This window comes from Mesorhizobium denitrificans (genome assembly GCF_003403035.1).
Taxonomy (GTDB): Bacteria; Pseudomonadota; Alphaproteobacteria; order Rhizobiales; family Rhizobiaceae; genus Mesorhizobium_G; species Mesorhizobium_G denitrificans.
In genome coordinates this window covers 140435-153224 of sequence record NZ_QURN01000003.1, presented here as the reverse complement: position 1 = coordinate 153224, position 12790 = coordinate 140435, and the positions used below count along the sequence as shown (strand labels likewise).

The following is a 12790-nucleotide window of genomic DNA, read 5'->3' as shown; positions in this document are numbered from 1 at the left end:
GATCTGAGCGCGCCTTTGGCCGCGCGTGAAATTTACCAAGCTGCGCCTTCTGGGCTTCAAGTCCTTCGTCGAACCCTCCGATTTCGTGATCGAACGCGGGCTGACGGGAATTGTTGGACCGAATGGCTGCGGCAAGTCCAATCTCGTCGAGGCGCTGCGCTGGGTGATGGGCGAAAGCTCATACAAGAACATGCGCGCTTCCGGCATGGACGATGTGATCTTTTCGGGATCATCAACGCGGCCTTCGCGCAACACAGCGGAGGTTACGCTTTTCCTCGACAATGTGGATCGCTCCGCCCCCCCGAGCTTCAACGAAGCGGATGAATTGCAGGTTTCGCGGCGCATCGAGCGCGAAGCCGGTTCGGTCTACCGGATCAATGGCAAGGAGGCGCGCGCCAAGGATGTGCAGCTTCTGTTTGCAGACCAATCGACGGGCGCGCGATCGCCCTCGATGGTGGGGCAGGGGCGCATTGGCGAGCTGATCCAGGCCAAGCCGCAGGCGCGGCGTCAGCTTCTGGAAGAGGCGGCGGGCGTTTCGGGCCTGCACACACGCCGTCATGAAGCGGAGTTGCGGCTGCGCGCTGCAGAGCAAAATCTGGAACGGCTGGACGATGTGACCGGCGAACTGGGCGCGCAGATCGAAAGCCTGAAACGCCAGGCGCGGCAGGCAACGCGCTTCAAGAACCTGTCGGCGGATATTCGCAAGGCGGAAGCCATTTTGCTGCATTTGCGCTGGATCGCGGCTAAGGCGCAGGAAGCAGAGGCCAAATCGGCACTTGCGCACGCAACCACGCTGGTGGGCGACCGTGCCGCGCAGCAGATGGAAGCGGCGAAGCAGCAGGCGGTAGGCGCGCATCGTTTGCCGGAACTGCGGGATGCGGCGGCGGCTGCCGCTGCGGCGCTGCAGCGGCTGACAATAGCCAAAGCGCAGATCGAGGAAGAAGAACAGCGCATCAAGAACCGTCAGGCGGAACTTGATCGCCGGGTCGAACAGCTCGCGGCGGATATTGAGCGCGAAAACCAGATGGTTCGAGACAATGCCGATATTCTGGCGCGGCTGACGGATGAAGAAGCTGCGTTGCGCGCGGACGAAGCGGGCTCGGCGGAGCGTGAGGTTTCCACGCGGGCGGAATTTGAGCAGGCAAGCGCCACGCTGGCTTTGAGCGAAGGCGCGCTGGCTAAGCTGACAGCCGAGCGCGCGGAAGCCGCCGCACAGCGCAACCAGACGGAGCGGGCGCTTCGCGATGCAACGGAGCGGCGCGAGCGGATCGGGCGGCAACTGGCCGATGTGGACCGCGAATTGCAAGGCATTGTCGCGCAGATTTCGGCTTTGCCCGATCCTGCTGAAAAGCGGGTGTTGGTTGACGAGGCGCAAAAGCGCGTTGTCGAGGCGGAAGCGGCGGCAGTCGCGGCGGAAAAGGCAGTTGCCGAGGCGCGGCAGGCGGAGACGGCGGCACGCCCGCCCTTGCAGGAAGCGCGCGCGGCATTGCAACGCGTCGAGACGGAAGCGCGCACGCTGGCAAAGGTGTTGAGCGCGGGCTCCAATGATTTGTTCCCGGCTGTGCTGGAGCAATTGGGCGTTGATCGCGGCTTTGAAACAGCGCTGGGCGCGGCGCTGGGTGATGATCTCGAACTGCCGCTGGATCGCGCAGCGGCGGCGCATTGGGGCGATATGGAGCCGCAGAGCGGTGATCCAAAATTGCCGGAAGGCGCGCGCAGTCTTGGCGAGTTTGTGCGCGCGCCGAGACAATTGGCGCGGCGTTTGGTGCAGGTCGGCGTGGTGGATGCCGCAGATGGCGCGCGGCTGCAAAAGCTGCTGGCACCCGGCCAAAGGCTGGTAAGCCGTGACGGCGCGCTGTGGCGTTGGGACGGTGTGACCGCAAGCGCGGAAGCGCCGACGCCTGCGGCGATGCGGCTGGCGCAGAAGAACCGGCTGAAGGAACTCGACGCGGAAGCTGTCGAGGCGACGCGCACGGTGCGCGGCGCGGAAGAAAGGCTGGCGACGGCTGAGCAGTCCGTGCGCTCGTTGACTGAGGCGGAACGGGTCGCGCGGCAGAACTGGCGTGACGCGCAACATGCGGTGAGTCTGGCGCGGGATGCGCTGGAAAAGGCGGAAAAGGCATCGGGCGAACTGGTCAAGCGCCGGGCCGCGCTGGATGAGGCGCGCAAGCGCTTGTCTGAAACCGCGCAGGAAGCACAGACGAGTTTTAGCGATGCGGAGGCTCAACTGGCTGCCGCGCCGGACCTTGCAGATTTGCAGATTCGATTTGATCGCCTTTCGGCTGATGTTTTGCGCGAGCGGGCAACACTGGCGGATGCGCGCGCTGTGCATGAGGGGCTGCGTCGAGAGGCGGAAGCACGGACGCGGCGGCTGACGGCGATTGAAGGCGAGCGCACAAGCTGGATGCAGCGCGCTGACAATGCGGCAAAGCAGATTGCGCTGCTGACCGAACGCCGCACGGAAGCCGATACCGAACGAATGCGCATTGCCGATGCGCCGGACGATATTGACCAGCGGCGGCGGGCGCTGCTTTCGCAGCTTTCGCAGTCGGAAGCGACGAGCAGGGAAGCTTCGGACAGGCTACAGGAATCGGAAAACCGGCAGGCTGAACTCGATAAGGCGGCGACTGCGGCGATCACCGCGCTTTCGGAATCACGCGAGGCGCGTGTTCGTGCCGAGGAGCGCTTGACAGCGGCAGATGAGCGGCGCGCAGAGGTGGAGGCGCGCATTCAGGAAACGCTGAATGTGCCGCCGCATCTGGTGATCCAGCATACAGGGCTAGAGGCCGACCAGCCGGTGCCGGACATTGGTGAGACGGAGCGTTCGCTGGAACGCTTGAAGATCGAGCGCGAGCGGCTGGGCGCGGTGAATTTGCGCGCGGAAGAAGAGCAGCGCGAGCTTTCCGAACGGCTGGAAACGATTGTTTCCGAGCGCGAGGACGTCGTGGAGGCGATCCGCAAGCTGCGGCAGGCAATCCAGAGCCTGAACAAGGAAGGGCGCGAACGCCTGCTGGCGGCTTTCGACGTGGTGAACGGCCATTTCCAGCGGCTGTTTACACACCTGTTCGGCGGTGGCACGGCTGAATTGCAGTTGATCGAGTCGGAAGATCCGCTCGATGCCGGGCTCGAAATCATGGCGCGGCCACCCGGCAAGAAGCCGCAGACCATGACGCTGCTTTCGGGCGGCGAGCAGGCGCTGACCGCAATGGCACTGATTTTCGCGGTGTTCCTGACCAATCCGGCGCCGATCTGCGTGCTCGACGAGGTTGACGCACCGCTGGACGACCACAATGTCGAGCGGTTCTGCAATTTGATGGATGAGATGGCGCGCACGACCGAAACACGGTTCGTGATCATCACTCACAACCCGATCACCATGGCGCGCATGAACCGCCTGTTCGGGGTGACCATGGCAGAGCAGGGCGTAAGCCAACTCGTCTCCGTCGATCTGGAAACGGCCGAGCGCATGCGCGAGGCAGTTTGAATTCCGACCGCCCGATGAAGTTGATGGACTTGCTGGCTGCGTTTGCGGCCGGTGGCCTGCTGACGCTGATGGTGCACTTCAACGGCGAGCTTGGCCGATATGGCGGGGCGCTATTTTCCTCATGGACCGCCCACGGAACCGGCACCATTGCCGCGCTGATATTCATTCTGATCTTGCGCAGCCGGTGGCGTGCTGAGGGAAATATTGGTCTGGCGATTCCGTGGTGGGCCTATCTGGGCGGATTGTCCGGTGCGCTGACGGTTATGGTCACAACCAGCGCGGTTAACTCGCCGCTGGCGCTGTCGGGTACGCTCGCGCTCGGGCTGGGCGGTCAGGTGGTGTTTTCGCTCGCGGCTGATCATTGGGGGCTGTTTGGTATGCCCAAACGTCGCCCAAGCCTGCGCGACCTCTGCGCTTTGGGATTGGTGATGGCCGGCAGCGCCGTGATTATTTTGTTCGGGTTGGGGTGATGAAAAGAGCGTTCATCGCAATTACCCCTCATCCGGCTGCCGCCACCTTGTCCCTCAAGCGGAGAAGGCGGAAGTGGCAGCGACGGTTGCAATCACCGGTGTCGTGGAACGAGCGAGACATCTCAGTTTTCTGCCTTCGCCCCTTGAGGGGGCGCGCCGGCGGGCGGATGAGGGGTAGAATGACTGCAGCGGAAAAACCGACATGACCATCAACGTATTGCTCGCAATATTTGCCGGGATTCTTGTGGGCGTCAGCCGCCAGTTGAACGGACGGCTGAGCCTTTCCACCTCGCCGCTGGTTGCATCCTTCTGGAACCACATCGTCGGGTTTACCGCGTTGACTGTGCTTGGTCTTGCAATCGGTGGGCTTGTGCCCGAAGGCCCGCGCAACGTGCCGTGGTTCGATTATATTGGCGGGCCGATTGGCGTGGTTTTTGTCGCCGCAGGAAGTTGGTTGCTGTTGCGGATAGGAGCGGCAAATACGGCCCTGCTGATCGTCGGCGGGCAGATGGTTTCAGGCGTGCTGCTGGACTGGTTTTTAGCCGACTCATTTTCGCCGGCGCCAAGCGCAATCGGGGTGGCTTTGATCCTCGGCGGAATGGCTCTGATGCATAAGCGGGCATAACACTAGCTCTTTTGAGCTAAGAGCTTAAAAACCTTTTGTAAATTCCTGATGCTTAAATCAACATTTGGTTGTGTTGTAAGGTGGCTGGGGTTTTCAATGGTGGCGGTCGGCTCCACGACGGCAGAAATAGCTGCTGCCGTGCCCATTGTGGGGCCCGAGGATATTGCTCGTCATGTGTGCGAATTCTGGCAGGCCTATGGCCTGTTCGACCGCCCGAAAGTGGAATGGTATCCGCGAACGAATCTTGCCGCCCTGCCGTTGATTGAACGAATATTCAAAGTAACGCATGACGGCAATATCGACGCGGTGGTTTTTGCCGGGGCCGCGGGCGGCGATTTGCACAAGCTGCGCGATGCGGTGGGCGTCAATCTGGTGCCGATCATCGATGTCGGCAGAAGCGCGGGCGATTTTGCCGATGTGCGGTTCGATCCGTTCAACCGCGACACATGGGCCGAAACCGCGCGCTGCATCGTCGACTTTCGCTCTCGCCGCCAGCGGATCGAGCTGGCGCTGCGCGAACAGCACGGGCCGGAACTTGAACTGATTGCGCATATTTTCGTATCGGGCCGACCTCTTACGGCGAAACGTCTGGTCACCACGCCGGAAGCCGTTTGCTATCCAGGCTTTCCGTCAGCGCCGGTGACTGTGCCGATGGCTGAGGCGATGGCGCGGCGCGGCTTCCTGCATCGCACTTTCTTCGACCGGATGCATGAATGCAGCAATTGCAGCTCGCGACGGCTTTAAGTGCGCGAGGAATGCCCGAAATGTCGCTCGGCGGATTTGCGCGAAGTTTCGTTGGTGCATCATTATCGCTGCGCGGCACTGGAGCCGGAGGATTCATTCCGGCAGGGCGGGGCGCTGGTGTGCCCCAAATGCAGTCACCATCTGCGCAACTACGGCAAGGATTACGATAAGCCGGGGCAGGTGCAGCTTTGCCAGACGTGCTCCTCAACGACCTCTGAACCGGAGGTCGGGTTCATGTGCCTTGACTGCGGCGGGCGCACCGATGGCGAGCGCATAACGCGCCTCGATATTTGTTCCTACACGCTGACCGAAGCGGGTGTCGCGATGCTGAACCGGCGCGTTCAGCGCACCGTAGCCGAGCATTTTCCGGCTTCGCTGAAAAGCGCGGTGGAGCGCGAGCGCAATGCCGGGCAGACGCGGCCAACCGTCGTTGAAGTGAGCTATCGCAACAAGGACGCGCTGGTGGCGGCAGGCGGCCTGCTGCGCTTCGAGAAGCTGCGGACGCTTTTTCTTGAATGCCTGGCCAATGGCATGGGCACGCAGGCGAGCGTGCATGTGGGCGAGCAGGAAGACTATGTGCTGCTTGGCCGACGTGACAGGCAGATAGCGGACTTGCTCAAAGAGCAGATAAGGGCGGCGGAGTCTGTGCTTTCTGATCCGGTTGGGCCGGCGCTGCAACTGTTGGGCATGAACGGGCGGGCCGAACCTTGAGCGACATCCAACTCGGCTTCGCATTTCTGTTCGCGCAAACGCCGTCGAGTGTGATCGTGCTTTTCTGGTACACGGTGATTTTCGAACTGCCGCGCTACATCATGCCGTTCGTGGCGGCCGCGATGACCATGCGCGACAGGCCGGAAGAAGACGATGTCAAGGCAAAAATCCTGCAGGTATTTCCGTCGGTTAGCGTTATTCTCATAGGTCACAATGAAGAGGACGCACTGGACGCGTGCATCCGCTCGCTGCACGAGCAGTCTTTCAACAAATTCGAGATCGTGATTGTCAGCGACGGCTCGACCGATCGTATGTCGGCGGTGGCGCGCTCGCTGGTTGCGCGCGGGCTTGCGACCAAGATCGTTACGACCGATCTGCGCGGCGGCAAGTCCAGCGGCATCAATCTGGCCTGTAAATCCGCCAGCGGCGAGATCATCATCAATGTGGATTGCGATTGCTCGTTTGACCGCTATGCCGTGGAGCGGTTGTTGGAGCCGTTTGACGACCCCTCCGTGGGTGTGGTTTGCGGCGATGTTGCACCTCGCAACAGCAGCGCAAGTTTGATCGCGCAGTTTCAGGAGATTGAATATCTCCAGTCGATTTCGGTGGGCAAGCGCATCGCCAACGCAATCGATCAGGTTGTGTGCGCATCCGGCGCGTTCAGCGCTTTTCGGCGCACAGCGCTGGATTCGGTGCGCGGCTTTGATGTCGGCGGTGGCGAAGACCTGGATGCGACACTGCGGATGCGCTTGAAGGGCTGGCGGATTGTCTACGCGCCAGAGGCGATTTGCTACACCGATGTTCCGACCAGCGCCTTCCAATACATCCGGCAGCGATTGCGTTGGGAGCGGGATGCAATCTGGCTTAGATATCGCAAACACAGACGGCTGATGAACCCGTTCGATCCTGCTTTCCAGCCCGCCGAAGCATTTCATCAATGGGATTTCCTGCTGTTCAACGTGCTGGGGGCAGCAATTTTCCCACTCTATATTCTGTGGCTTTTCCTTTCATTTGGTTCCTTCGCGATTGCCATTCTGATCGGCATGCAACTGGGCCTGATGGTGCTGGATATCATCGTGCTGGCAATCGGCGCATGGACGACCGGCAGGAAGGTTTTCTGGTCGAACCTGCCTTTCCTGCCGGGCTATTCAGCATTCATGACGTTCGTGATGCGGCCAGTGCGAATGATCGCCTATATCGACGAATGGGCGCTGCGCGGCTCACATCGCGACAACTATACGCCGAACAAGGTGCGGCTGGAGCGACCGTGGTAAGCACATGAAAAAGCTTCGCAATACGATCCGTATTGACAACCTTGGCAAGCAGCAGCGCGCGGCTTCCGCCAAGTGGGGGCGCCGCGTTTATCTCACGATGATTGCGGGCTTTGTCACTTCGCTGCTCTACTATCTGTTCGGGAGCATTTTCGTGCTGTCGGCGGATGGTATCATCCTCACGAGCATGCGCGCGGTCGACGCCAGCTATACGGGCAAAATCGTGGACGTTTATGTACAGGAGGGCGATCTCGTCGAGGAAGGCATGCCGCTGCTGAAACTCGAATCCTTCGAGATGGTGAAGGAGATTGCCGAGCTCGCGTTGCGCGATGGCGAACTGGCCGTGCGCGAGAGCCAGTTGCGCGGGCAACTCGACGTGGTCGAGGCAATCGCGCCGCTGGCCGCCCGCAACGCGCGCGAATCCACCAAGACCGTTTCGAGCTTCGACAAGGTTTCGGACCGCGGCGTGATTTCGGTGCTCTCGCGTGACAGCGCCCTGCAAAGCAGCTTCGCCGCCGCGCAGAAAGTGGCCGAGCTGACCGCACAAAAATCTTCAGCGCAAGACGAGCTGGAGCAGGTCGGCAAATCGCGCCAGACCTCGCGCGAAGCGATGGAAAAGCTGAAAGCGATATTCGACGACGGCAATATCCGCGCCAGCGGTCCTGGCGTGATCGGCGTCAAGGTTCCGGTGCCGGGGCAGGTGGTGAAGCCGGGCGACGAGCTCTTGCAGATCAATGGCGGCAAGATCTACGTGCTGGCCTATCTGCCCGACGAATATATGTTCGCCATCCGCAAGGGCATGACCGTCAATCTGCGCAGCGGCGGCGAGACAGCCAAGGGCCGCATTGACAGCGTGCTTGCCGTTGCGGATGCCTTGCCCGACGAGTTTCAAAACCTCTTCCGCCCCCGCGATCGCTCACGCCTGTTTCGCGTAGTCCTGACCTCGCAAAATCCATTTGCCGTGACCCAGAAAGTGACAGTCACGGGGTGCGCCTTCGGCTTCTGCTGGGCGGGGTGAAATTCAGATGGATTCAGATGAGCGCGGCTGCAAATGTCGTTTTTTCTCCGCTTCCGGTGCTCATCTACGAAAAGTACACTCCGCTCCGGTTCTCGAAGATCACCATTTTCGCTCCACGCTGATCTGAATCCGAGCGTTTGATTTTGCGATGGTGGGTAAATTTACCCCTCATCCGCACGCTGGCATCTTCCCGCCCTCCGGCGCGGGTGGGCTGCGCTAATCGTCCAACCGCATCCATTCTGGCGGGCCCTTCACTTTTCGCCGCGCAGAGCCACGTAAATTGCCGGGATCACCAGCACGGTGAGCAGGGTTGATGAGGCAAGGCCGAACAACAGCGAAATTGCAAGGCCCTGAAAGATCGGATCCGTCAGAATAACGGCAGCACCGATCATTGCCGCGATGGCCGTCAACAGGATCGGCTTGAAACGGATTTCCCCCGCTTCCAGCAACACGTCAACAAGCGGCCGGCCGGGCTGTCGTGTATGGCGGATGAAATCCACCAGCAGGATCGAATTGCGCACAATGATACCCGCGAGCGCGATGAATCCAATCATCGACGTTGCCGAGAACGGTGCGTGAAAAGCCCAATGACCAAGCATGATGCCAATGAGCGTCAGCGGAATAGGCGTAAGGATTACCAACGGCAACTTGAACGAACCGAATTGCGCAACGACGAGAATATAAATGCCAATAATGGCAACCATGAAAGCCGCGCCCATGTCGCGGAACGTGACCCAGGTGACTTCCCATTCGCCATCCCACAGCAGGGTGGGCTTGCTCTCATCATCAGGCTGACCGTGCAGCGATATGACAGGCTTGGGCAGCTCGCCCCAATCGGCCTTATCGATGGCTTCGTTCACCGCCAGCATTCCGTAGATTGGAGCCTCAAAATCTCCGGCAAGTTCTGCCATGACCATTTCGGTGGGGCGTCCATTGTGACGGAACACCGGGAAGGATGCGGGCTCGTGCGTAGCCGTGACCACATCACCCAGCTCAACAACATCGCGCGCGCCAGGAAGTGCATTCGCCGCGACGGGCGTTGACAGCGCGCGTTCGTTCACAACGCGGCTACCTTTGCTCAGCGCGATGCGGATAGGGATTGGCTGGCGTCCTTCGCCACGATGCGAATAACCAACCGTTGCGCCGCCATAGAGATAAGTCAGCGTATCGTAGACGTCGGACTGCTCGACCTTGTGATACTCAACCTTGTCCTGATCGATGGACAGACGCATGCGGTCCGGCTGGTTGTGGAAACTGTCATCCACATCCACGATGTAAGGAACCGATGAGAATATTTCGCGCACCTTCGTTGACACCGCGCGGCGCGTCTCGGCATCAGGCCCATAGATTTCCGCCAGCAGGGTGCCCAAGACCGGCGGTCCGGGTGGCGGCTCAACCACTTTGACAATCGTGCCGGAGGGCAATTTCAGCCCCTTGATGCGCTGGCGAATATCCAGTGCGATGGCGTGGCTTGCACGGTCACGCTCACTCTTGCTGACCAGATTGACGGCGATGTCGCCCTGTTCGGGTGCCGCGCGCAGATAATAATGGCGCACCAGGCCGTTGAAATTGAAAGGTGCAGACGCGCCCGCATAGGTCTGGAACGAAACAATCTCAGGAACGTCGGCAAGACTATCGACAATGGTTTGCAGCGTGCGGTTCGTATCCTCGACGGACGATGATTTCGGCAGATCCACAACCACCTGCAGTTCAGACTTGTTGTCGAACGGCAGCAGCTTGACTGTTACGTGCCTGGTGTAGATCAACCCCAGTGAAGCCAGCGTCGCGATGCCCACGGCGATGAGAAACATCCATGCGCGCTTGCGGGATTGCAGGATTGGCCGTGCAACCGAGACATAGGCGCGGCCAAGCATGCCGCCTTTCGCAGTCGAGCTATCCGCATGGTGCGACGGCGTATTGCCTGCAAACTTCACCATGAGCCACGGCGTGAGCATGACTGCGACGAAAAATGAAAACAGCATCGCCGCAGACGCGTTAACCGGGATCGGGCTCATGTAAGGCCCCATCATTCCCGACACGAACAGCATCGGCAAAAGTGCCGCCACGACGGTGAGGGTGGCGACAATGGTCGGGTTGCCAACCTCCGCGACGGCATCGACAGCCGCCTGCGTGCGCGAGCGCCCATCCTTCATGGCCCAATGGCGCGCGATGTTTTCGATCACGACGATGGCGTCATCGACAAGAATGCCGATGGAAAAGATGAGCGCGAACAGGCTGACGCGATTGAGCGTGTACCCCATTACGCGCGAGGCGAAGAGCGTGAGCAGGATGGTCGTGGGGATGACCACGGCGACGACAAGCGCCTCGCGCCAGCCAATCGCAAGCGCAACGAGCACGACGATCGAAACGGTGGCCAGCCCAAGGTGAAAGAGCAGCTCATTCGCCTTTTCATTTGCGGTTTCGCCGTAATCGCGCGTGACGGACATCTCGACATCTTTGGGGAATATCTGGCCACGAACTTCGTCCAGCCGATGAACGATATTTTCCGCGATAGCTACGGCGTTCGTTCCCGGACGCTTCGCAATGGCCAGCGAAACCGCGGGCGCGCGCTGCAAGCCAGCGTCAGTCTTCGTGACGTTGAAAACCCGGTTTTCTGCAGGGGCGGTTGCCAGAATGGTGGTCGCGACATCGCGGACATAGACCGGCCTGCCATCACGCGCGGTGAGCAACAGATTGCCAATATCGACCGCCGATTGCAGCGTTTGGCCCGCAACAAGCACGCGTTGACTGCCAGCATCTCGTACATTCCCGATCTGAAATGAACGGTTTGCGCCCGTGATTTTCGCCGTCAGCTGCTGAAGCGTTATGCCATAGAGCGACAGCTTTTCCGGATCTGGCTCGACCTGGATCTCGTCCGCCTGCTCACCGACAATATAAGTCAGGCCAATATCCGGCAGCTTCGAAACCTCGGTCTGCAACTCGCGCGCCAGCCGCGTCAGGTCTGCCGGTGAATAGCGCGCTGCCGCTTCCGGCGTTGGCGTCAGCGTGACTACGACGATTGCAACATCGTCGATACCCCGCCCGACAATGAGCGGCTCGGGGACGCCGACCGGAATGCGGTCCATATTGGCGCGTAGCTTTTCATGCACACGCAGGACTGCGGCATCAGAACTCGTGCCGACGTCGAAGCGTGCCGTGACCAGCGCACCATCATCCGACGTCTGCGAGTAAACATGCTCGACACCTGCAATGCTCTTGACGATTGTTTCGAGCGGCTCGGTGACCAACTTTACGGCGTCATCCGCTTTCATGCCGTTTGCGGCGACATGAATGTCCACCATCGGCACCGAGATTTGCGGCTCTTCCTCGCGCGGCAAGGTGAGCAGCGCGACAAGCCCCAACGCCAACGCTGCCAGCAGGAAAAGCGGCGTGAGCGGAGACGCTATGAAGGCGCGGGTCAGCCCCCCGGCAAGACCGGCCTTCATCGCGTGACAACCTCATCCTGCGCGGAGAGCCCGGTCAAAACTTCAATCATTTCCTTGCCGTCGATTTCGACGCGCTCACCCGTAACGACGGCAACTTCCAGCGTGCCCTGCAAGGATTTCAGTGTGACGTAATCAATGCCGTGAACGGTTCGGATCGCCTGCGGCGGCACCGCGAGAATTGTGCGTCGGCCAACGGGAATGGAAACCAGCGTGCGCTCATTGATGAAGTAATTGCCGATATCGGACACTTCGACATCCGCGATGACGCGGCCGTTTTGAATTTCAGGATAGACCTTCGCGATGCGGCCCTGCCGGGGTTGCTCGGCGTTGCTTCGCCCGCCGATCACCACCGTTGCGCCTTCCGATATCTCAGCGGCGTGGCGTTCCGGCAATGACAGACGCAGATAATATCGACCCGATGCAACGCGCGCGACGGGCTCGCCGGCCATTATCACCGAACCGGCCGTGACGGGCACGGTGAGGACGCGACCATCCGCCGGCGAAAGGACATCTCCCTCGCGCGCGCTCTGTTCGATAACCGCCTTGTCGGCCACTGCTGCTGTAAGCTGGCTCGTCAAAACATCGAGCTGGACCTTCGCCGCATCGACGCGCGCCTGCGCGGTTGCGCCGGTGCGCAGCAAATCCTGCGCGCGCGTCAACTCTGTCTGGGCATTCGTCATTTGCGAATTGAGCGCGGCGACGCGAGCCCCGGCAGCTCGAAGCTGAAGAGCCAGCTTCTCGTCCTCAATGCTGGCAACTACCGCGCCCTTACGAACTTCCTGCCCTTCGGTGACGCGCACATCCACGACCGTGCCGGAAATGCGTGCCCGCGCGGGCACGATATTGACAGTTTCGACCTCCCCATACACCGCCTTCCATTCGGTAACAGTGGCCGGCGCGACGCGAAAATCATTGGCCGAAGCAGTAAACGGCATCACGCCGAATGCACAGACGAGGGCGGCTGCAAATGCGTAGGCACTAGCGTGTTTCATGACGGGTTTCCGTAGGTGCGCGGCGGTGC

Annotated in this window: 9 protein-coding genes; 7 read left to right on the top strand and 2 right to left on the bottom strand. The window is 60.6% G+C overall.

Going from position 1 to position 12790, the window contains the following annotated elements; translation table 11 throughout:
• Positions 1–25: 25 nt before the first annotated feature.
• The 7 genes from smc to DY251_RS04120 all read left to right on the top strand — a co-directional run bounded on the left by smc (position 26) and on the right by DY251_RS04120 (position 8323).
• Entirely contained in the window at positions 26–3484 is a 3459-nt protein-coding gene (smc, locus tag DY251_RS04150; protein ID WP_116622598.1) for a chromosome segregation protein SMC, read from the top strand.
• Positions 3485–3498: 14 nt separating this feature from the next.
• On the top strand, positions 3499–3954 hold the full coding sequence (locus DY251_RS04145; protein WP_116622597.1) for a DMT family transporter: 456 nt from the start codon (positions 3499–3501) through the stop codon (positions 3952–3954).
• 202 nt (positions 3955–4156) lie between these two features.
• Complete coding sequence (locus DY251_RS04140) at positions 4157–4579, top strand: DMT family transporter (RefSeq protein ID WP_116622596.1); 423 nt, start codon at positions 4157–4159, stop codon at positions 4577–4579.
• A gap of 96 nt (positions 4580–4675) precedes the next feature.
• Positions 4676–5323 (top strand): hypothetical protein, encoded by a 648-nt coding sequence (locus DY251_RS04135; protein ID WP_116622595.1) that lies wholly within the window; start codon positions 4676–4678, stop codon positions 5321–5323.
• Positions 5324–6034: a TackOD1 domain-containing metal-binding protein gene (locus tag DY251_RS04130; protein ID WP_116622594.1), complete on the top strand. Its 711-nt coding sequence runs from the start codon at positions 5324–5326 to the stop codon at positions 6032–6034.
• Positions 6031–7308: a glycosyltransferase family 2 protein gene (locus DY251_RS04125; protein ID WP_116622593.1), complete on the top strand. Its 1278-nt coding sequence runs from the start codon at positions 6031–6033 to the stop codon at positions 7306–7308. Before DY251_RS04130 ends, DY251_RS04125 begins: the two co-directional genes overlap by 4 nt.
• Positions 7309–7312: 4 nt before the next feature.
• Positions 7313–8323, top strand: a complete 1011-nt coding sequence (locus tag DY251_RS04120) for an HlyD family secretion protein (protein ID WP_116622592.1) — start codon at positions 7313–7315, stop codon at positions 8321–8323.
• Between the two features lie 251 nt (positions 8324–8574).
• Here the strand turns inward: DY251_RS04120 and DY251_RS04115 are convergent, their stop codons facing one another.
• Together DY251_RS04115 and DY251_RS04110 are read right to left on the bottom strand one after the other, a co-directional pair.
• Entirely contained in the window at positions 8575–11769 is a 3195-nt protein-coding gene (locus DY251_RS04115; RefSeq protein WP_116622591.1) for an efflux RND transporter permease subunit, read from the bottom strand.
• Positions 11766–12761, bottom strand: coding sequence for an efflux RND transporter periplasmic adaptor subunit (locus DY251_RS04110; RefSeq protein ID WP_245415848.1), 996 nt, complete (start codon positions 12759–12761; stop codon positions 11766–11768). Before DY251_RS04110 ends, DY251_RS04115 begins: the two co-directional genes overlap by 4 nt.
• Positions 12762–12790: the final 29 nt, after the last annotated feature.